This is a genomic window from Streptomyces sp. ISL-43, assembly GCF_018614195.1.
Lineage (GTDB): Bacteria > Actinomycetota > Actinomycetes > Streptomycetales > Streptomycetaceae > Streptomyces.
In genome coordinates, this window is record NZ_JAGGOT010000101.1 from 1 (window position 1) to 18,287 (window position 18,287).

Here is an 18,287-nt window from a genome sequence, read left to right on the forward strand (position 1 = left end):
CCATGAACTTGTGCGGAGCAGTACTAGGGAAGAACGCCGGCCTCATAGAACTGACGATCAACGAGGCCACCGGAAGCGCGAAAGCCATCTGCGCCAACTCCGAACTGCACCGGACAGCCCCCGACTGGACCGCAGGGTGCGAGACCGTCATCGGCTTCACCCGCGCCACCGATCCCAAGTACCGGTAGCCACGCCACGAAGCCCCCCTCCCGGACAGCGATCCGGATTCGGCGGGGGCCTTCTTGTTCCTACTGGCCGTGAGGTGGGATGAGGCCCATTCTCCTGGCCTCGGCGATCCAACGGCCGGCGGTGGCCTCGGACCGCGCCCAACGTGCGGCAATCGCACGACGGGGCGGGACTCCGTGCCCGACGGCCCAGTCATAGACCTCGGCAACCTTGCGCGTGTGGTCTTGACCACCGCCGTACGGGCGGCCGGCGGCGGTTGGCGCCAGCGCTTGGCCCAGCTCGTCGACCCGGGCCTCGGCGGCGACTTTCAGCAGCTTGTCGAGCGGAAGACGGCGGATGAGAGTCGGCGTGACCGGCGCGTCATCAGGCGTGGAGACGTAGAACCCGTTCGGCTTCGATCCGCCCAGGGGGAAGCCGACGACGAAGGCATAGCCCTCGTACCCCTCGACCCCTTCCACCATGATTCCGTTCGTGCTGGTGGTGACCTTCACTTGCTTGGCGCCCCTCACTCAAACTTGATCGCTCACATGTAACGCGAGCGTGCAACTTGATCGGGGCTATGTCATGATGTCGACCGCCCCAGCTTCATCATGCCGCAGCCGTGGCACACAGCACCCCTGCCCCGGATCCTCACGCTCAGGCCCTCGCTTCGACGGGGGCCTTACCCATGCGCCCAGGAAGAGCCCCTCATGACCACCCCGCCCCCTGGCTACGGCTACCCCCAGCAGCAGCCCGGATTCGCTACCCGCCCCAGCAGCCGGCCTGGGGCGGGTAGCCCGCCGCCCCGAAGGGCCCGTCCACGGGGAAGAAGATCGGCATCGGCTGCGGCAGCCTGCTGATCCTGTCCATCGTGTTGGCCGCGATCGGCGGTGGCGGCGACGAGGAGAAGGGCCCCGCCCCGGCTGTCCCGGCGCCTTCGAAGGCCGCACCGAAGACGGAGTGGAAGCCCCAGGTGGAAATCACCGCGACGAAGGCCGAGTTCAAGCCCACCGTGCTCCACCAGGACGGCAAGGCATACACGGCCGTCCTGGTCACCGTGACCAACCACAGCTCCAAGAAGCCGGCCGTGAACCCCATGTACTTCGACGTCACCGACTCCACCGGTGTCAAGCACTCCGCCGAGCTCGCCGGACCGGAAGACGGCCTCCAGCACCAGGACCTCTACGGAGGCGAAAGGTGACCGGCACCATCGCCATGGAGGGCGACTTCACCCCGGCCAAGGTCCCCATGAAGAACATCCGGGGCGGCCCCACCTACACCGCCCACGTCAACTAACCCATCCCGGCCACGCAGAAGGAATCCCCGTGACCACCCCGCCCTACCCGACCCAGCCCCCCTACTGCCCGCCCCAGCCAGCCCCCACGCCGGCCAAGGACAAGCCCCTCTACGCCGGAGTCGCCGCCGCGCTTGCCATAGCCGCCATCGCCGTCTTCCTCGACTGGGTCACCGTCCGCTTCCTCGGCATGGAGATGTCCGTCAGCGCCATGGACATGGAAGACGGCACCGGCCCCCTCTGCCTCTTCCTCCTCGCCGGAGCCGCCGCCCTCACCGCCACGGCCTACACCACGAAGAACCCCGCCACCGAGCGCCCCAACCTCATCGGCTCCTTCGTCGTGTCCCTCGGCTGCACCGTCCTCACCCTCGGCTACTTCGCCTCATACCGCGACATGGCAGCGGAGCACATGAAGGAGACCGCCGCCGACAACGAGTACTTCGACGCCGACGCCCTCGCCAACCTCGGCAGCCTCGCCGAAGGCGCCTACCTCTTCCTCATCGGCTGCATCGCCGCGGCCGTCATCCTCGGCATCCTCATCGAAAAGAACCGCAAGGCATTCCCCGCGACCCAGGGCCACATCAACTAGCCCCTCAGCACCCAGGAGTTCCCCATGAGCATGCCGCACATCAAGAGGCGCTACAGAGGCGCCCTCACTGTCATAGCCGCCGTCCTGGCGCTCTCCGCCTGCGACCCGGCCGCCACCGCGCCCGCTCCGAGCAGCAGCCCCAGCATCACCGCGAGTGTGAGCCCCACGCCGACGCCCACGCCGACTGTCGTGCAGAAGATGCCGAACATGGTCGGCCGCGCGCCCGACCAGGCAAAGCTGCTCCTGAACCCGTACGGCTTCAAGAGCGTCGAGTTCCAGAGCGCCTACACCGACGTCACCATCCACCCGGATCCGATCGGCGGGACGGTCTGCTTCCAGAACATCGACGAGGGCCGGGAAATCCCGGCGCAGGAGACCATAACGGTGGTCCTGCACATCACCGAGCCCCGCACCACCTGCCCGACGGCCCTGGGAACCGAGCTACACCCCAAGCCCGCCCCGGAGACCACGCCACCGCCGGCCGCAGCCCCTCCGGCTCCCACCAAGCCCGCGTACACTCCGCCGGCGCCCAAGCCGCCCCGCACCTCGGCCCCCGCTCCGGATCCGGAGCCCGCCGGCTGCTACCCGAAGTCCAACGCCGGCAACTGCTACAACGCCGGTCAGATCTGCCGCAAGGCCGACGTCGGAACCTCCGGCATCGCCGGAAACGGCCGCAGGATCCACTGCCGCCACGACGACAGCGTCGGTCAGCGCTGGGGCTACTGAACCGCCTCATGTGAGGCCCCCGCAGCCGGAGTACGCGGCCCGCCCCGGTCCCTCAGCTGAAGCCGTCAGGGAAAGGCAAGTACATCGCTCTCGGCGCCGGGATCGCGGTGGGTGCCTTCGCCATCCTGGCCATCGGGATCGGGATCGGGATCGGCGGAAGCTCTGGCACCACGGCCGCGGAGTCCGCCTCGACGACCGCCGCGCCCACGCCTTCCTCCTCCCCCTCGCCGGTCGTCCTGAAGATGCCTGACATGGCCGGCAAGGACGTCGCCCAGGCGGTGCTGCTCCTGAGCCCGTACAAGCTCAATTACATCGACCGGAAGAGCGCCTACACCGACGTCCCCCTCCCCGCGAACACGGAGCGACGCGTACCGGACGCTCGGACCCGACCTGATCAAGAGCACGTTTGAGTCCGGGATCGAGCCCGGTTCCGACGCCTACGAGTACAAGGACGCCATCGGGGACGCGTTCGTCGGCCTGCTCAAGGCCGAGTGCGCCTGACCCACGAGGAAGGCCCCCGCCCCCGCCCCCGGCAACAGTCCGGACCAGGCGGGGGCTTCGCTGTTCCGTCGTGCAGCGCAGCGACGATTTCACGCCAAACCCGGACGGACAGGACCAACTTCACACTACGAGTTCGGCCGCAAGGTCCACAGAACGACCATCTCGCCCGTCACGGCCTCGTCCTCGCGCTGGATGGCGATGGTGACGGGGAACTCGGGGCGGCCGCCCGCGTCGAGTTCGGCGACGACCTCGGCGACCGGGCGGCCGAGGGTGGCGGTGGCCGTCACGACGCCCTTGGCGAGCTTCTTGTAGCCGATCTCGGCCTTGACCGCGAGGGGCACGGCCCGCGAGAGCTGGTCGCCGAAAGCGGCCAGGACGATCGCGCCGCTCGCGGATTCGGCGAGGGTGAACATGGCGCCGGCGTGCGGGCCGCCGAGGTGGTTGTGGAAGTCGGGCTGGTCCGGCAGCCGGACGACCGCACGCTCGGGGGTGGTCTCCAGGAACTGGAGGTTCAGGGTCTTGGCCATCGGCACGGTCGCGGCGAGCAGTTCGCCCACGTTCATCTGTTCAGCGCTCATGGGACTCGATGTTACCCGCGAGTAAGCGGCCTTGGCCATACCTGCACGGGGGCGGCCGTGGCTCCCGGCGTCGCCTCCCACTATCGTTACCGGCCATGTGGCCAGGACAGCAGCAGCCGCCCGGGGGAGAACAGAACCCCCAGGACGCGCATCAGAACCCGTACCAGCAGCAGCCGGGAACGCCGAACCCGTACCAGCAGCAGCCGCCGACGGCGCCGTACGGCGAGCAGCAGCCCGGGCCCGGCTACGGGTACCCGCAGCAGCAGCCCGCCCCCCAGCAGTGGGGCCAGCAGCCCCCGACCGTTCCCGTGGCGCAGTGGGGAGGCACGCCGCCGCCCGGCGCGCCCGAGCCGCCGCGCGGCGGGAGCCCGTTCTCGACCAAGGCCGTGGCCATCGTCGCGGCCTCGGCCGTCGTCGTGACCGCGCTCGCCACCGGGGCGTTCGTCCTGACCCGGGACGACAAGACCAACGACGTGGCGGACGACAAGCCGACCAACTCCCCCTCCGCCCCGGCCTCCTCCGGCGCGGCCTCCTCCGGCGCGTCCGCCCCGGCGAGCCCCGGCGCCAATCCGCGCGGCGGCGCCGACGCCAAGCCGGTCATCCCGGGGTGGAAGGTCGTCATCAACCCGAAGTACGGCACCGCCTTCGACGTACCGCCCGAGTGGAACGTCCTGTCCTCGGGCATGTCCACCGGTTTCGAGGACGAATCCAAGAACGACGGATCCCCCCTCGTCATGATGTCCGCACCCGCCTTCCTCAAGGAGGACTGGTGCAAGGTCGACTCCAACAAGGACGGCAAGGAGGAGTCGACCTCACTGGCGGGCTCCGCCACCAAGGGCGGCATGGGCGCCAAGGACACCGCCGAGGCCGCGCGCAACGAGGCCGGCAACTGGGTCTTCGCCGCGTACGCGCAGAAGGCGCCGAAGGGCACCACCAAGGTCTCCGAGGCGAAGGAGTACACCACCGCCTCCGGACTCAAGGGCCACATGGCCACCGCGACCGTGTCCGGCCTGCCGAAGGAGAACAAGTGCTCCTCCGACGGCAAGTCCATCGCCTTCAGCTTCACCACCGCCAAGGGTGACCTCTCCACTTGGATCCTCTACGGCGCCGCGGGCGTCGAGGGTGAAGTGAGCAAGGAGACCTACGAGAAGATCCTGAGCAGCGTCCGCCTCAACACCGGCTGATCTCCCACGCCAACCCTCCCGGGCCGGTATTCCGTTTGGCTTCCCGGCCCGGGACGGGGATAGTCCGTGGGTGAGCTCTCCCCCCTCCCTCTCCCCCGAAGCCTCCCGTCCGACCGGGATCCGGCGCCGCCTGGCCTGGGCCGGCCGCAACTACACCCTGCTGACGGGTGCGGCGGTCGTCACGAACCTCGGGAGCCACGGAGCGCTCATCGCGTCCTCCTTCGCCGTCCTCGAAGCCGGCGGCTCGGTCGGCGACGTCGGCCTGGTGGCCGCCGCCCGCACCCTGCCGCTCGTCCTCTTCCTGCTCATCGGCGGAGCCATCGCCGACCGGATACCCCGCCACCACGTCATGGTCGCGGCCAATGCCCTGAACTGCCTGTCACAGGCCGCCTTCGCCGTCCTCGTCCTGGCCGGCGACCCCCGGCTGTGGCAGATGATGCTGCTCACCGCGCTGTGCGGCACCGGTACGGCCTTCTTCAACCCGGCCGCCGAGGGCATGCTCCTGTCCAGCGTCTCCGGCGAGCACGCCAACCGCGCCTTCGCCCTCTTCCGGATGGCGATGAACGGCGCCGGCATCGGCGGAGCGGCCCTCGGCGGAGCGATGATCGCCGCGATGGGCCCCGGCTGGGTGCTGGCCGTGGACGCGGCCGCCTTCGCCGTCGCCGGAGCCCTACGGGCCTTCCTCGACGTCAGCCACGTCGCCGACCGGGCCTCCGGCGGCGGCCTGCTGGCCGATCTCCGCGAGGGCTGGGTGGAGGTCAAAACCCGCCCGTGGCTGTGGAGCATCGTGCTCCAGTTCTCCGTCGTCGTGGCCGTCGTCGGCGCCGCCGAGGCGGTCTACGGTCCCCTGGTCGCCCGGGACCGACTGGGCGGGGCGGCTCCCTGGGGCCTGGCCCTGGCCTTCTTCGGCCTCGGCACCATCGGCGGGGCGGTCCTGATGATGCTGTGGAAACCGCGCCGCCTGCTGCTGGTCGGAACCCTGTGCGTGTTCCCGCTGGCGCTCCCCTCGGCGGGGCTGGCCGTGCCGCTGCCGGTATGGGGCCTGTGCGCGGTGATGTTGGTGAGCGGCACGGCCATCGAGGTGTTCGGCGTGAGCTGGATGACGACGATGCACCAGGAGATCCCGGAGGAGAAGTTCTCCCGGGTTTCCGCCTACGACTGGTTCGGCTCGGTCTCGATGCTCCCGCTGGCCACGGCGGTCGCCGGCCCGGTCGAATCCGCCATCGGCCGCACCTCGGCCCTCTGGGGCTGCGCGGCCCTGGTCATCGTGGTCACCGCGGCCGTCCTCCTGGTCCCGGACGTCCGCCACATGACCCGCAAACCGCCCAAATCCAGCCCCGCGGAAGCCGTCCCCGCCACGCCCTCCTCCCCCACCGCACCCTCCATCCCCGCCGACTCCAGCCCCGCCGGCGTTTGAGGCGCGGGGTCCGGGGCGGTGCCCCGGGAAACGGTGAAAGGGCGGGTCGGGGACAAGCCTCGCGCGGCGGCCGCCCGCGGTCGCACCCACGCGCACCCCTCAGCCCAGGCTGAACGCCCCTGCCGGCGGCTCGGGCGAAGCCACCGCGTCGGCGTCGCCCACGGGCCGAGCCCCCCGCATCAGCCGCGCCAGCCCCGCCCCCGTCTCCACCCGCGCGGGAAACGCGTCGGCCGCACACAGCCGCGAGAGCCCCGCGACCGGCAGCACCCCGTCCGAAGCCAGCAGCAGCGCGTTCCCGAACCTCCGCCCCCGCAGCACCCCCGGCTCCGCGACCAGCGCCAGCTCCCCGAAGACCGCCGCGAAGTTCGCCAGCTGCCCCCGCAGGAACTCGAAGGGCGCCCCGTCGGCCAGGTTCGCCACGTACACGCCGCCGGGCCGCAGCACGCGCGCCACCTCCCGCGCGTACTCGACGGAGGTCAGCGAAGCCGGCACCCGGGACCCCCCGAAGACGTCCCCCACCACCACGTCCGCGCTCGCGGCGGCCGCCGCCCCCAGCCACGCCCGCGCGTCGGCGACGTGCACGGCGATCCCGCTCCCCGCCGCCACCGGCAGGAACTCCGCGACCAGCGACACCAGCCCGCCGTCGAACTCGACCACGTCCTGCCGCGACCCGGGCCGGGTCGCCGCCGCGTACCTCGGCAGCGTCAGCGCGCCGCCCCCGAGGTGGAGCAGGTCCAGCACGGCCCCCGGCTCGCGGAGGCAGTCCAGTACGTGTGCGAGGCGGCGTACGTACTCGAACTCCAGGTGCTCCGGGTCGTCGAGATCCACGTACGACTGCGGCGCCCCGTCCACCGTCAGCAGCCAGGCCCGCTCCAGGTCGACGTCCGGCATCAGCTTGGCGGTGCCCTGATCCACGTCCCGGATCACCGGAATCTGTTCGTCACTCACCGCACCATTGTCAGGCCGCCGGCTCCGCCCAGATCTCCGCCGCTCGCGCCGCGTGCCCCGCGGCCTGCGCGAGCCCCGCCCGGGCGGCCGGGTCGCGCCGGGCCGGGTCCAGCACGTTGCGCCCGAACACCTTGCGGGCCTCCGGCGAGGGGGTGATCAGCAGGACCTCCGCCCCGGCCGCCCGCAGCCGCGCGGCCTGGGCCGCCGGCGAGGGGACGAGCCCGGACCCCATGGAGATCGGCGCGAGGATCACCACCCGCGCGTAGCCGGAGGCGAGGTCGGCGTTGGTCGCGGAACGGATCCCGCCGTCGATGTACCTCCGCCCCGCGACCGTCACGGGCGGCCACACCCCGGGTACGGCGCAGCTCGCCGACACGGCGTCGACCAGTCCGGCCTCGCTCCCCCGCTCGAAGGCGGCGAGCTCGCCGGTCAGCGCGTCGACCGCCGCGACGACGAGCCGACGCTCGGGCCAGGCGTGCGAGACCAGCCGGGCCTCCAGCACCTTGCGGCGCTCCGCTTCCGGCTTCGTGTCGGCGGCGAGCGCGATGGCGCCGACCCGCCTGCGGTAGGCCTTCGCGTCGCGCGAGCGCACCATCGCGACGGCGTACCGCGCGATCAGGGGCGCGCCGAGCTTCGCGGTGAGCTCGCCGCCGGGGTCGCCGAGCTGGCGCTCGTACAGCTCCCGCGGGGTGAGGAGTCCGGAGGTGAGCTGCGCGCCGACGACCGAGCCGGCCGAGGTCCCGACGACCAGGTCGGCGTCGAAGAGGTCGACGCCCGCGCGGGCGAGCCCGTACAGCATTCCGGCCTCCCAGCCCACGCCGGTCAGCCCGCCGCCGCCGAGCACCAGCGCCGTGCCCTTGCCGTCGCCTCTGCCGTCGCCCATGAACCGCTCCCTCCCCGCATGCCAGTGGTGACGGCAGTCTGGCGCAACCCGACCACCGCCACCACCAAGGGGTAACGCCCTGCTACCCGACCGCGGTCACCGTCCCCGCTCCGACGGTGCGGCCGCCCTCACGGATCGCGAAACCGAGCCCGCTCTCCAACGGGACGTCCCGTCCGAGTTCGACGGTCATGGTGACCGTGTCCCCCGGCCGGGCGACGCCCGCCTCGCCCAGGTCCACGTCGCCCACCACGTCCGCGGTGCGGATGTAGAACTGCGGCCGGTAGCCGGAGGCCACCGCCGTGCTGCGGCCGCCCTCCCGGGCGGACAGGACGTAGACCCGCGCCGTGAAACGCCTGGTGGGTACGAGGCTGCCGGGCGCGGCCACCACGTGCCCCCGGCGCACCGCGTCTCGCGGGACCCCGCGCAGCAGCAGCGCGACGTTGTCGCCGGCCTCGGCGGACTCCATCGGCTTCCCGAAGGTCTCCAGTCCGGTGACCACGGACTCCACGGGCTCGCCGTCGCCGCCGAGCAGGCTGACGCGGTCGCCCGTGCGGACGGTGCCGCGCTCGACGGCGCCGGTGACGACGGTCCCGCGCCCGGTGATGGTGAGCACGTTCTCCACCGGCATCAGGAAGGGCGCGTCCGTGTACCGCACGGGCATCGGCACGTAGGTGTCCACGGCGTCGAGCAGGGCCAGGATCGCCGAGGTCCAGCGCGGGTCGCCGTCCAGCGCCCCGAGCCCGGAGACCCGTACCACCGGGGCGGTGTCCCCGCCGTAGCCGTTCGCGGTGAGCAGCTCGCGCACCTCCAGCTCGACGAGGTCGGTGAGCTCGGGGTCCCCCGCGTCGGCCTTGTTGAGGGCCACCACGATGTGGTCGACCCCGACTTGGCGGGCGAGGAGCACGTGCTCGGCGGTCTGCGGCATGACCCCGTCGAGCGCGGAGACGACGAGGATCGCCCCGTCGAGCTGGGCCGCGCCGGTGACCATGTTCTTGACGTAGTCGGCGTGACCGGGCATGTCGACGTGCGCGTAGTGCCGGGTGTCGGTCTCGTACTCGACGTGCGTGAGGTTGATGGTGATGCCGCGCCGGGCCTCCTCGGGCGCCCGGTCGATGCGGTCGAACGGCACGAAGGAGGCGCCGCCGCGCTCGGCGAGGACCTTGGTGATGGCGGCGGTCAGCGTCGTCTTGCCGTGGTCGACGTGACCCATGGTGCCGATGTTGAGGTGCGGCTTGGTGCGCACGAAGGCCGTCTTGGCCATGATGTCTTCCCGTGTGATCCGAAGCTGGAAATACGGGACCCCCGGAGCGAACCGACCCTCCCCCTGCGGGGTCCGCCGGTCGATCCGGGAAGGGTCAGCTTCGTGCGCCGCCGAATGCGGGTGCGCCCGCGGCGAGTTCCGCCAGGACGGCAGCCTTCGGCGCGTCCGCGACTGCGGACGGCGCTGCGGGGAAGGCGTGCCTGGACATGTGGTCGATCCTGCCGGACGGGCCGCGGCCCGTCGACTGGTTATTCGCCGAACCGCCCGGCCCTTAGAGGTTCTTGAGTGCCTCGCGCACCGAGAGCGGCGACAGCGACTCCCGCTCGGCGGCGACGAAGGCGCGTACCGCGCCGGGGTCCGTCTTGGCGTATTCGCGCAGGGACCAGCCGATGGCCTTGCGGACGAAGAAGTCGGGGTGGCCGCACTGGCGGCGGCAGTAGGCGAAGAGCCGCTCGGCGTCGGTCGCGGACTTGTACCGGAGCTGGTGCAGGAGCGCGGTGCGGGCCACCCACAGGTCGTCGTCCCCGATCCACTCGTCCATGACGGCGGCGAGCGCCGGGTCGGCCGCCACCAGCGGGCCCACCGTGTGCGCGGCGAGCGTGTCGACGGTGTCCCACCAGGGGACGGCGGTGATCAGCTGCCGGACGAGGGGAAGGACGCCGGAGGAACAGCGCGCGACGTGCCGGCGCAGGTAGTCGGCGGCGAAGTAGTGGTACTCACGCTCCGGAAGCTCCCAGCAGCGCAGCGCGAGCGCGACGCAGTCCGCCTCGTCCGGTTTCGGGGTGTCCTTGGTCACGGCCCTCGACAGCTCGCGCCGCAGCGGGGTGCGGATCCCGAGGAAGGGTGCGACGCCCTTCATGTACGCGGCCATGTGCGCGGCCTGCTCCGCGTCGGCGGCGGCGCCGAAAGTCCGCGTGAGGCGCTCTGCCAGCAGCTCCGCGAGGGGGCTGTGCGGAACCGGCGGACGCCGCTGGTCGTTCGGCTGCATGAGGCCCAGATTACGGCGCTCGGACATGGGGGTCGGTTAGTCTCCCGGGATGTCCCTCCTCCTCGCGCCGTGGACCCGGCTCTCGCTGCTCGTCGCGCTGCTCCTGGCGGCCGGCGTCTGCGTCGTGCTGTACGAGCCCCAGCGCCTGCTGTCGGAGGGCTGGCCCCCGGGGCTCCCGGTGGGCACGGCGGTGCTGCTCTTCGCCGCGGCGTACGGGGTGTGCACGGCCGCCCTGGTGCCGCGCCCCCTGCTGAACCTGGCCTCCGGGGCCCTCTTCGGGTCCCAGTTCGGCCTGCTCGCCGCGGTCGGCGGCTCGGTGGTCGGCGCCGGCATCTCCTTCGGCCTCGGCCGGATGATGGGCCGTGACGCCCTGCGCCCGCTGATCCGCGGCCGCTGGCTGCAGGCCGCCGACGACCAGCTGGCACGGCACGGCTTCCGTTCGATGCTGGCGGTCCGGATCTTCCCCGGCCTGCCCTTCGCCGTGGCCAACTACGCCGCCGCGCTGTCCCGGTGCCGCTGGCTGCCCTTCCTCCTCGCCACCGCGATCGGCGTGATCCCGAACACCGCCGCGTACGTGGTCGCGGGCGCCAGCGCCTCCTCCCCGTCCTCCCCCGCCTTCCTCGCCTCGTTCGGCTTCATCGCCCTGTCCGCGGTGGGTGCGGCGGTCGTCGCCTGGCGCAAGCGGCACCGGCTGGTGCCCGTCCGACAGCCCGCGCTCTCCCGCGAACTGACGCCCGCACACCCCCCTGTGGTCACGGCCGCACCCCACGGGCCCTAGCATCGGACCCGAACTGCCCGACGATCACAAGGACGAGCGCACCCCGACATGAGCTGGTTCGAATCCCTAATCCTCGGTCTCGTCCAGGGGCTTACGGAGTTCCTCCCGATCTCCTCCAGCGCCCACCTGCGGCTGACCGCGGCGTTCGCCGGCTGGCAGGACCCGGGAGCGGCCTTCACCGCGATCACCCAGATCGGCACCGAGGCCGCCGTGCTGATCTACTTCCGCAAGGACATCGCGCGGATCATCTCCACCTGGTTCCGCTCGTTGTACACCAGCGAGCTGCGCTCCGAGCAGGACGCCAAAATGGGCTGGCTGGTGATCGTCGGCTCGATTCCGATCGGTGTCCTCGGCCTCGCCTTCAAGGAGCAGATCGAGGGCCCGTTCCGCGATCTGCGGCTGATCGCCACCACCCTCATCGTGATGGGCATCGTGCTCGGCGCCGCGGACCGGCTGGCCGCGCGCGACGAGGAGGGCGGCCGGCACCGCGCCATCCGCGAGCGCAAGACGCTCAAGGAGCTGGGCGTCAAGGACGGCCTGATCTTCGGTCTCTGCCAGGCGATGGCCCTGATCCCGGGTGTCTCGCGCTCCGGCGCCACGCTCTCCGGCGGTCTGCTGCTGGGCTTCACCCGCGAGGCGGCGGCCCGCTACTCCTTCCTCCTCGCCATCCCGGCCGTGCTGGCCTCGGGCCTGTTCGAGATCAAGGACGTGATCGAGGACCCGGGCCACATCTCCTGGGGCCCGACGATCTTCGCGACGGTCATCGCCTTCCTGGTCGGTTACGCGGTCATCGCCTGGTTCATGAAGTTCATCTCCAGCAGGAGCTTCATGCCCTTCGTGATCTACCGGATCCTGCTGGGCATCGTGCTGTTCGCCCTGATCGGCATGGGTGTGCTCAGTCCCCACGCCGGCGAGTCGGCCGGCTAGCGCCACCGCGGCTCACTGCTTCGCGTGAATCGCAGGCCGTTCGGGAACGTTCCCGGGCGGCCTGCGCGTCGTTGTCCCTGGAGAGACCTGAAGCGACCTGAAGACGAGCGACAGGGGGTGTCCCATGGGTCGAGTGGTGTTGGAGCGGTTTCCGGCCGGAAGTCCGAGGGGGAGCTGGCCGGCCGAGGAGTACGCGGCGCAGCGGTTGCGCGAGGGCGTGCCGGCGGAGGTGGTGATGGACCTGGCCAGCGACGCGTTCCTCGTCGTGATCCGTCCCCGGGAGGCGCGCTCCGGCCGCTGACCGGACACCGGATGATCCGGTTCCCGCATGCCCCTTGGCCTCCGCGCCCCGCGCCCCCACACTGTCCCGATGACGCAGCGTGTGGACCTTGCGACCGTGATGGACCGGCTGGCGATCGACGAGGTGGTCACGGGGTACGCGGTGGCCGTCGACGACGGAGACTGGGCCGCGTACCGCGCCCTGTTCGCCCCGGGCGGGCGGGCCGACTACAGCTCGGCCGGCGGGATCGAGGGCCCGGCCGGGGAGGTCGCGGGCTGGCTCGAGGAGACGATGAAGCTGTTCCCCGTGCGCCAGCACCTCATCGTCAACCGGCTGATCAAGGTGGCGGACCAGGACGGCTCCCCCGGCGACACGGCGGAGGTGCGGGCGGACTTCCTCAACCCGATGCGGCTGGCGGGCGAGGAGTTCGACGGCACTGTCACCGCGCCCAACTTCGTCGCCGCCGGCCGGTACACCTTCGTCCTCGCCCGCACCCCCCGCGCCGGCTGGCGGCTCTCCCGGGTCACCGTCCACGAGAAGTGGCGCCACATGTCCGCCTGACGCGCATGGCTGTCCCACACTGGATGCGGAGGCACGTCATGGTGTTCACCGTCCCGAAGCCGCGGCTGTGGTGGCGTGCGGCGGCCGCGCCCGCCGCCGGAGCGCTGCCCTGCCTCGCCTTCCCCGCCCCCGCGCTCTGGTGGTTCGCCTACGTCGCCCTCGTGCCCTGGATCCTGCTGCTGAGGTCGGCCCCCACCGGCCGGCGCGCCGCCCTGGAGGGCTGGCTCGGCGGAGCCGGGTTCGTCTTCGCCGTGCACCACTGGCTGCTGCCCAGCCTGCACGTGTTCCTCTTCGCCCTGGCGGCGCTGCTGGGCCTGCTCTGGATCCCCTGGGCACTGCTGGTGCGGGAGCTGCTCGGCGGGAGACCGGGCCCGTGGCGTGCGACGGCCGCGCTGGTCCTCGTACCGGCGGGGTGGCTGCTGTCCGAGCTGGCCCGGTCCTGGCAGGGGCTGGGCGGGCCGTGGGGCCTGCTCGGGGCCAGTCAGTGGCAGGTGCCGCCCGCGCTGCGGCTGGCTTCGGTGGGCGGGGTCTGGCTGGTCGGCCTGCTGGTGGTGGCGGTGAACTGCGCGGTGGCGCTGCTGATCGCGGTGCCCGGGGCACGGTCCCCCGCGGTCGCCGGGGTGACGGGGTGCGTGGTGCTGACGGGGGCGGTGTGGCTGTGGGCGCCCCGCCCGGAGGCGTCGGGCGGGCTGCGCGTGGCCGTCGTACAGCCGGGCCTGACAGCGGACGGCACGACCGCCCCGGAGCGGCGGTTCGCCCTCGGGGAGCAGCTGACCCGGACCCTGGCGGGACAGCGTCCGGACCTGGTCGTGTGGGGCGAGAGCAGTGTCGGCGAGGACCTGACGGCCCGCCCGGACCTGGCCCGGCGGCTCGCCGCCCTGTCGGCCGAGGTCGGGGCTCCGCTGCTGGTCAATGTGGACGCCCGGGCCGCCGACCGGCCCGGGATCCGCAAATCGGCGGTCCTCGTCGGGCCACTGGGCCCCACCGGCGACAAGTACGACAAGATGCGCCTGGTGCCCTTCGGGGAGTACGTACCGGCCCGCGCGCTGCTGGGCTGGGCCACCTCGGTCGGCAAGGCGGCCGGCGAGAACCGCGTCCCCGGCAGCGCCCCCGTCCTGATGGACCTGCCCGGCCGGGAGGACGTCCGCCTCGGCCCGCTGGTCTGCTTCGAGTCGGCGTTCCCCGACATGAGCCGGCACCTCGTCCGCGACGGGGCCGCCCTGCTCGTCGACCAGTCGGCCACGTCCACCTTCCAGAACGGCTGGGCCCCGGCCCAGCACGCCTCGTTGTCCGCGCTACGCGCCGCCGAGACCGGCCGGCCCGTGGTGCATGCCACCCTGACCGGCATCAGCGAGGTGCGCGGCCCGTCCGGCGAGCGGATCGGGCGGCCGCTGTCCACGTCGGCGAGCACGGCGCGGGTGTACGAGGTCCCGCTCGCCCGGGGCACGACCGTGTACGTCCGCTTCGGGGACTGGGCGGTGGGCGCCGCGCTGGCGGCCCTGGCGGCCTACTGCGCGGTCTCGGGCGCCCGCTCCGCGCGGCTCGGCAAGCCGGTCAGCGCGCCTGCTCCAGAGCCGACTCCACCACCCGCTCGCAGAGCTCGTGGGTGAGCAGCGCGTCGCGGGCGCTGAGGGTACGGCCCGTCTCGACAGCCGTCAGGAAGGTGTCCACGACCTGTTCGATGCCGCGCTGGCGGGCGACCGGCACCCAGTCCCCGCGCCGCCGGACCGTCGGCTGGCCCTTGTGGTCGATGATCTCCGCGAGGTTGACGACCTGGCGCTTGGTGTCCTGGCCCGAGACCTCCAGGACCTCCTCGGTGGAACCGGAGAGGCGGTTCATGATGCCGAGCGCGGTGAATCCGGCACCCGACATCTGGAGCACCACCTGGCTCATCAGTCCGTCGCGCACCACGGCCCGTACGTCGATGTGGTCGGTCGCACCGGGCAGCAGGAACCGCAGGGTGTCGACGACGTGGATGAAGTCGTCCAGGACGAAGGTCCGTACGTCCTCGGGCAGGCCGACCCGGTTCTTCTGCATGACGATCAGCTCGCGCGGGTGGTCGGCGCACTGCGCGTAGCCGGGCGCGTGGCGGCGGTTGAAGCCGACGGCGAGCGAGACCCCGCGCTCCTCGGCGAGTTCGACCAGGCGCCGCGAGTCCGCGAGCTCGTAGGCGATCGGCTTGTCGACGTACGTGGGCACGCCCGCCTCCAGCAGCCGTTCCACGATCTCGGGGTGGACGGCGGTCGGGGCGTGCACGAAGGCCGCGTCGAGCTTCTGGGCCAGCAGCGAGTCGAGGTCGGCGTGCAGGCGTTCGGCCGGAATGTGGTGGTGGGCGCCGACCCGCTCGAGAGTGGCCGGGGTCCGGGTCTGCAGGTGCAGTTCGAGTCCTGGGCGGGTGGCGAGGACGGGCAGGTACGCCTTCTGCGCGATGTCGCCGAGTCCGATACAGCCGACCTTCACCGGGAGCCTCCAGGTTGTTGCTCGAGGGATGTACGCAGCCTCGTGGGATGTACGCAGCCTAATCGCTGGTGGGCACCGGCGCGTTCGACAAGGATGGGGTCATGACCCTCACCAGCGGATCCCACCGCACCGAACCCTCCACCACGGCGAACGAGCGCGACATGCTCGACGGCTGGCTCGATTACCACCGTTCCACTCTTGCCTGGAAGTGCGAGGGACTTCCGGACGAGCACCTTCGCGCGACGCCTCTGCTGCCGTCCGAACTGAGCCTGCTGGGGCTGGTCCGGCACATGGCGGAGGTCGAGCGGTACTGGTTCCGGGAGATCATGCTGGGCGAGGAGCTCCCCGAGCTCTACTGCACGGACGACGACCCGGACGGGGACTTCCACTTCGACGGCAAGGACACCTGGGCCGAGGCCGAGCAGGTGTGGCAGACCGAGGTCGAGCTGGCCCGGCAGGCCGCCGCCGGCCGTTCCCTGGACCTCGCCTCCAATGCCGAAAGCCACCGCCGCGGCGAGGTGTTCAGCCTGCGCTGGGTCTACACGCACATGATCGAGGAGTACGCGCGCCACAACGGCCACGCCGACCTGCTGCGGGAGCACCTCGACGGTTCCACGGGCGAGTAGCCCCCGGGAGGGCCCGGAGCCCGGAGCCCTGTCAGCGGGCGAGTAGCCGTCACCCGTGCGGGGTGAATATCGGCTCCGGGTTTTCGCAACGGGGTCCTCGCACAGCAGAGTTGCGCGAGTGCATCCAACCCGAACCACGACGAAGCTGCTGCTCGGAGTCGCCTGTGCGGTCTCGGCCGTCTCCGGCTGCGTGAATGTGACCCCGGCCCCCATGCGGCCGACGGCCGCTCCCGGCACCCCGGGGGAGCCGCCCCGGTACGAGCCCCGCGGCGGGCCGGGAGCCACGCCGGTGATCGTCCAGGCGCCCGCCCTGGAGGCGCTCAAGGCGGTGCCGGGCCGGCCTGCCGGGCCCGCGCCCTCGGCCACCGGGCGGCGGGTCGCCGCGGAGGCCGCGACCCCGGCCGCGCAGCGCGGTACGGCGGACCGCGGCGCCGGCGGCGGCGCGCAGGGCGCCCCTCCGGTCCCGGACATCCCGGAGCCCCACAAGCCCGGCGAGGCCCGGGGCCACTCCGACGGGCGTCCCGGCGGCCACCGGCCGCGCCACCCCCGCTCCGAGGAGGCGACGGTGCCCCGCGAGCTGGTGCGGGAGCTGCCGGTGCGGCCGGCCGACGTGTGCGCCCTGGGCCGCCGGCACGGGCGCTGGCACGCGGACAGCCCCGAAGCCCGGATCTGCGCGGGCGTCCACGGCGGCTGACGCCCGGAGCGGACCGGTCCGGCCCGGAACCCCCAGGCAGACCCGTGCGGCCCGCCTCAGCCCGCCTCAGCCCGCTACGGAGCCCTGCCCCGCGTACGGCTACGGATGCTGCTCCGGGAACGGCCGGTGCGCCTCGCCCGGTTCCGCCGTGAGCCGCCGCTCCAGCCGGGCGATGGCGGCCCGTACGCCGTTTCCGTACCCGTCGTCGCCGAGCGCCCCCGTGGCGGCGCGGGCCCGGGCCAGGTGGATCCGGGCCGCCTCGGGGCGGCGTAGCTTCACGTAGTCGGCGGCCAGGCTCAGGTGCAGCGAGGGGTAGAAGACCCGGACGGCCGGCGGCGGGCCCGGCCCGTCGGCGGCCGTCAGGGCGCGCAGGTCCCAGGCCAGCTCCTCGGCGGGATCGTCCTGCGCGTCGGCCATGTAGTGCGCGAGCGTGCAGCGGTGCAGGGAGTCACCCCCTTCGCCGATCTCGGACCAGATCTCGCCGAGCCGGTTGCGGGCCTCTTCGCGGTCTCCGGCGTGCAGCAGGATGACCGCCTGGCCGATCCTGGTCATGACGGCGTCCTCCGACGCCTCCTGCTGCTCGGTCAACGCGGCCTCCGTCTAGCTCTGCCAGACCTGCTCCGGTCTGATCGTCACGACGCTAGCCGCAGCCACCGGCATTGCCGCCTAGGCGCGGTCGGGCATCAGCCCAGGTCCGGGATGCGCCAGTCGATCGGCGCATGGCCCTGGGCGGCGACGGCCTCGTTGATCTGCGTGAAGGGCCGGGAGCCGAAGAACTTCTTGGCCGACAGCGGGGAGGGGTGTGCGCCCCTGACGACCGCGTGCCGCTCCTCGTCGATCAGCGGGAGCTTCTTCTGCGCGTACGCCCCCCAGAGGACGAAGACGGCCGGGTCGGGACGCTCGGCGACCGCGCGGATCACCGCGTCCGTGAACCTCTCCCAGCCCTTGCCCTTGTGCGAGTTGGGCTCGGCCTCCCGGACGGTGAGCACCGCGTTGAGCAGCAGGACGCCCTGCCGGGCCCACGGCATCAGATAGCCGTTGTCCGGGATGGGGGTGCCCAGCTCGGCCTGCATCTCCTTGTAGATGTTGCGCAGCGAGGGCGGGGTCTTGACACCCGGCTGCACGGAGAAGCACAGGCCGTGGCCCTGGCCGGCGCCGTGGTACGGGTCCTGGCCGAGGACCAGTACCTTCACCTCGTCGAAGGCCGTGGCCTCGAGCGCGGCGAAGACCTGCTCGCGGGGCGGGTAGACCGGCCCGTTCGCCCGCTCCTTCTCGACGAACTCGGTGAGTTCCTTGAAGTAGGGCTGCTCCAGCTCCCCGCCGAGGACGGGGAGCCAGGACTCGGGCAGCATCTGGGTCACGGCGACAACCTCCGGTACACGTTCTTCGAGACTTCGCGCCTTCGCGCTCGCGCAACTGCTTCGCGC

At 72.2% G+C, this 18,287-nt stretch carries 23 protein-coding genes; 14 read left to right on the forward strand and 9 right to left on the reverse strand.

All coding sequences use genetic code 11. From position 1 onward, the window contains the following. Nucleotides 1-188 (forward strand): hypothetical protein (locus tag J7F03_RS38600; protein WP_214957882.1); only part of this gene is annotated, 188 nt, incomplete at its 5' end. Between the two features lie 60 nt (nucleotides 189-248). Here J7F03_RS38600 and J7F03_RS38605 read toward each other — a convergent pair. Beyond that, nucleotides 249-677 (reverse strand): hypothetical protein, encoded by a 429-nt coding sequence (locus J7F03_RS38605; protein ID WP_214957883.1) that lies wholly within the window; start codon nucleotides 675-677, stop codon nucleotides 249-251. Nucleotides 678-1,036: 359 nt separating this feature from the next. On the opposite strand from J7F03_RS38605, the gene J7F03_RS38610 reads away from it, so the two are divergent. The 4 genes from J7F03_RS38610 to J7F03_RS38625 all read left to right on the forward strand — a co-directional run bounded on the left by J7F03_RS38610 (nucleotide 1,037) and on the right by J7F03_RS38625 (nucleotide 3,184). After that, nucleotides 1,037-1,366: a DUF4352 domain-containing protein gene (locus J7F03_RS38610; protein WP_214957884.1), complete on the forward strand. Its 330-nt coding sequence runs from the start codon at nucleotides 1,037-1,039 to the stop codon at nucleotides 1,364-1,366. Nucleotides 1,367-1,490: 124 nt separating this feature from the next. Further along, on the forward strand, nucleotides 1,491-2,048 hold the full coding sequence (locus tag J7F03_RS38615) for a hypothetical protein (RefSeq protein ID WP_214957885.1): 558 nt from the start codon (nucleotides 1,491-1,493) through the stop codon (nucleotides 2,046-2,048). 24 nt (nucleotides 2,049-2,072) lie between these two features. After that, the gene (locus tag J7F03_RS38620; protein WP_214957886.1) at nucleotides 2,073-2,774 is read left to right on the forward strand and encodes a PASTA domain-containing protein; all 702 of its coding nucleotides are present in this window, start codon (nucleotides 2,073-2,075) and stop codon (nucleotides 2,772-2,774) included. Nucleotides 2,775-2,881: 107 nt separating this feature from the next. Then, nucleotides 2,882-3,184 (forward strand): hypothetical protein, encoded by a 303-nt coding sequence (locus J7F03_RS38625; RefSeq protein WP_214957887.1) that lies wholly within the window; start codon nucleotides 2,882-2,884, stop codon nucleotides 3,182-3,184. 216 nt (nucleotides 3,185-3,400) lie between these two features. On the opposite strand, the gene J7F03_RS38630 is transcribed toward J7F03_RS38625, so the two are convergent. Then, complete coding sequence (locus J7F03_RS38630; protein ID WP_251073130.1) at nucleotides 3,401-3,853, reverse strand: DUF4442 domain-containing protein; 453 nt, start codon at nucleotides 3,851-3,853, stop codon at nucleotides 3,401-3,403. A 95-nt stretch (nucleotides 3,854-3,948) separates the two neighbouring features. Between J7F03_RS38630 and J7F03_RS38635 the strand changes: the two genes are divergently transcribed. Both J7F03_RS38635 and J7F03_RS38640 read left to right on the forward strand, forming a co-directional pair. Then, the gene (locus J7F03_RS38635; RefSeq protein ID WP_214957888.1) at nucleotides 3,949-5,037 is read left to right on the forward strand and encodes a hypothetical protein; all 1,089 of its coding nucleotides are present in this window, start codon (nucleotides 3,949-3,951) and stop codon (nucleotides 5,035-5,037) included. A gap of 118 nt (nucleotides 5,038-5,155) precedes the next feature. Continuing rightward, nucleotides 5,156-6,454, forward strand: a complete 1,299-nt coding sequence (locus tag J7F03_RS38640; RefSeq protein WP_214957930.1) for an MFS transporter — start codon at nucleotides 5,156-5,158, stop codon at nucleotides 6,452-6,454. A 99-nt stretch (nucleotides 6,455-6,553) separates the two neighbouring features. On the opposite strand, the gene J7F03_RS38645 is transcribed toward J7F03_RS38640, so the two are convergent. The 4 genes from J7F03_RS38645 to J7F03_RS38660 form a co-directional block, all read right to left on the reverse strand. Next, the gene (locus tag J7F03_RS38645; RefSeq protein WP_214957931.1) at nucleotides 6,554-7,345 is read right to left on the reverse strand and encodes a spermidine synthase; all 792 of its coding nucleotides are present in this window, start codon (nucleotides 7,343-7,345) and stop codon (nucleotides 6,554-6,556) included. Nucleotides 7,346-7,412: 67 nt separating this feature from the next. Then, complete coding sequence (locus tag J7F03_RS38650) at nucleotides 7,413-8,285, reverse strand: patatin-like phospholipase family protein (protein ID WP_214957889.1); 873 nt, start codon at nucleotides 8,283-8,285, stop codon at nucleotides 7,413-7,415. Nucleotides 8,286-8,367: 82 nt separating this feature from the next. After that, entirely contained in the window at nucleotides 8,368-9,546 is a 1,179-nt protein-coding gene (tuf, locus tag J7F03_RS38655) for an elongation factor Tu (RefSeq protein WP_214957890.1), read from the reverse strand. Nucleotides 9,547-9,817: 271 nt separating this feature from the next. Beyond that, nucleotides 9,818-10,534, reverse strand: coding sequence for a DNA alkylation repair protein (locus J7F03_RS38660; RefSeq protein WP_251073131.1), 717 nt, complete (start codon nucleotides 10,532-10,534; stop codon nucleotides 9,818-9,820). Between the two features lie 49 nt (nucleotides 10,535-10,583). Between J7F03_RS38660 and J7F03_RS38665 the strand changes: the two genes are divergently transcribed. From J7F03_RS38665 to lnt, 5 genes are all read left to right on the forward strand, one after another. Beyond that, a complete protein-coding gene (locus J7F03_RS38665) occupies nucleotides 10,584-11,312 on the forward strand; it encodes a TVP38/TMEM64 family protein (RefSeq protein WP_214957892.1) in 729 nt (242 codons plus the stop codon). 48 nt (nucleotides 11,313-11,360) lie between these two features. Beyond that, nucleotides 11,361-12,239, forward strand: coding sequence for an undecaprenyl-diphosphate phosphatase (locus tag J7F03_RS38670; protein ID WP_214957893.1), 879 nt, complete (start codon nucleotides 11,361-11,363; stop codon nucleotides 12,237-12,239). A 124-nt stretch (nucleotides 12,240-12,363) separates the two neighbouring features. Continuing rightward, nucleotides 12,364-12,540: a hypothetical protein gene (locus tag J7F03_RS38675; RefSeq protein WP_214957894.1), complete on the forward strand. Its 177-nt coding sequence runs from the start codon at nucleotides 12,364-12,366 to the stop codon at nucleotides 12,538-12,540. A 69-nt stretch (nucleotides 12,541-12,609) separates the two neighbouring features. Beyond that, nucleotides 12,610-13,080 carry a nuclear transport factor 2 family protein gene (locus J7F03_RS38680; RefSeq protein ID WP_214957895.1) on the forward strand — a complete coding sequence of 157 codons (471 nt, stop codon included), beginning with the start codon at nucleotides 12,610-12,612 and terminating at the stop codon, nucleotides 13,078-13,080. Nucleotides 13,081-13,118: 38 nt separating this feature from the next. Next, the gene (lnt, locus tag J7F03_RS38685; RefSeq protein WP_214957896.1) at nucleotides 13,119-14,690 is read left to right on the forward strand and encodes an apolipoprotein N-acyltransferase; all 1,572 of its coding nucleotides are present in this window, start codon (nucleotides 13,119-13,121) and stop codon (nucleotides 14,688-14,690) included. On the opposite strand, the gene J7F03_RS38690 is transcribed toward lnt, so the two are convergent. Continuing rightward, the gene (locus J7F03_RS38690) at nucleotides 14,635-15,540 is read right to left on the reverse strand and encodes a Gfo/Idh/MocA family protein (protein WP_214957897.1); all 906 of its coding nucleotides are present in this window, start codon (nucleotides 15,538-15,540) and stop codon (nucleotides 14,635-14,637) included. The genes lnt and J7F03_RS38690 overlap by 56 nt on opposite strands. A 101-nt stretch (nucleotides 15,541-15,641) precedes the next feature. Here J7F03_RS38690 and J7F03_RS38695 point away from each other — a divergent pair, with 101 nt between their 5' ends. Together J7F03_RS38695 and J7F03_RS38700 are read left to right on the forward strand one after the other, a co-directional pair. Continuing rightward, nucleotides 15,642-16,166 (forward strand): DinB family protein, encoded by a 525-nt coding sequence (locus J7F03_RS38695; RefSeq protein ID WP_214957898.1) that lies wholly within the window; start codon nucleotides 15,642-15,644, stop codon nucleotides 16,164-16,166. 118 nt (nucleotides 16,167-16,284) lie between these two features. Next, complete coding sequence (locus J7F03_RS38700; protein ID WP_308380141.1) at nucleotides 16,285-16,860, forward strand: hypothetical protein; 576 nt, start codon at nucleotides 16,285-16,287, stop codon at nucleotides 16,858-16,860. A 99-nt stretch (nucleotides 16,861-16,959) separates the two neighbouring features. Here the strand turns inward: J7F03_RS38700 and J7F03_RS38705 are convergent, their stop codons facing one another. Both J7F03_RS38705 and J7F03_RS38710 read right to left on the reverse strand, forming a co-directional pair. Further along, nucleotides 16,960-17,448 carry a hypothetical protein gene (locus tag J7F03_RS38705; RefSeq protein WP_214957900.1) on the reverse strand — a complete coding sequence of 163 codons (489 nt, stop codon included), beginning with the start codon at nucleotides 17,446-17,448 and terminating at the stop codon, nucleotides 16,960-16,962. A 95-nt stretch (nucleotides 17,449-17,543) separates the two neighbouring features. After that, nucleotides 17,544-18,212, reverse strand: a complete 669-nt coding sequence (locus J7F03_RS38710; protein ID WP_214957932.1) for a uracil-DNA glycosylase — start codon at nucleotides 18,210-18,212, stop codon at nucleotides 17,544-17,546. Between the last annotated feature and the right edge of the window lie 75 nt (nucleotides 18,213-18,287).

Excerpts from the sequence above, each read along its gene's own strand:
- J7F03_RS38620 (WP_214957886.1), top strand. The coding sequence starts at position 2,073 with ATGAGCATGCCGCACATCAAGAGGCGCTACAGAGGCGCCCTCACTGTC.
- J7F03_RS38630 (WP_251073130.1), bottom strand. The coding sequence starts at position 3,853 with ATGAGCGCTGAACAGATGAACGTGGGCGAACTGCTCGCCGCGACCGTG.
- J7F03_RS38635 (WP_214957888.1), top strand. The coding sequence starts at position 3,949 with ATGTGGCCAGGACAGCAGCAGCCGCCCGGGGGAGAACAGAACCCCCAG.
- J7F03_RS38645 (WP_214957931.1), bottom strand. The coding sequence starts at position 7,345 with ATGCCGGACGTCGACCTGGAGCGGGCCTGGCTGCTGACGGTGGACGGG.
- J7F03_RS38650 (WP_214957889.1), bottom strand. The coding sequence starts at position 8,285 with ATGGGCGACGGCAGAGGCGACGGCAAGGGCACGGCGCTGGTGCTCGGC.
- tuf (WP_214957890.1), bottom strand. The coding sequence starts at position 9,546 with ATGGCCAAGACGGCCTTCGTGCGCACCAAGCCGCACCTCAACATCGGC.
- J7F03_RS38660 (WP_251073131.1), bottom strand. The coding sequence starts at position 10,534 with ATGCAGCCGAACGACCAGCGGCGTCCGCCGGTTCCGCACAGCCCCCTC.
- J7F03_RS38665 (WP_214957892.1), top strand. The coding sequence starts at position 10,584 with ATGTCCCTCCTCCTCGCGCCGTGGACCCGGCTCTCGCTGCTCGTCGCG.
- J7F03_RS38670 (WP_214957893.1), top strand. The coding sequence starts at position 11,361 with ATGAGCTGGTTCGAATCCCTAATCCTCGGTCTCGTCCAGGGGCTTACG.
- J7F03_RS38675 (WP_214957894.1), top strand. The coding sequence starts at position 12,364 with ATGGGTCGAGTGGTGTTGGAGCGGTTTCCGGCCGGAAGTCCGAGGGGG.
- J7F03_RS38680 (WP_214957895.1), top strand. The coding sequence starts at position 12,610 with ATGACGCAGCGTGTGGACCTTGCGACCGTGATGGACCGGCTGGCGATC.
- lnt (WP_214957896.1), top strand. The coding sequence starts at position 13,119 with ATGGTGTTCACCGTCCCGAAGCCGCGGCTGTGGTGGCGTGCGGCGGCC.
- J7F03_RS38695 (WP_214957898.1), top strand. The coding sequence starts at position 15,642 with ATGACCCTCACCAGCGGATCCCACCGCACCGAACCCTCCACCACGGCG.
- J7F03_RS38710 (WP_214957932.1), bottom strand. The coding sequence starts at position 18,212 with ATGCTGCCCGAGTCCTGGCTCCCCGTCCTCGGCGGGGAGCTGGAGCAG.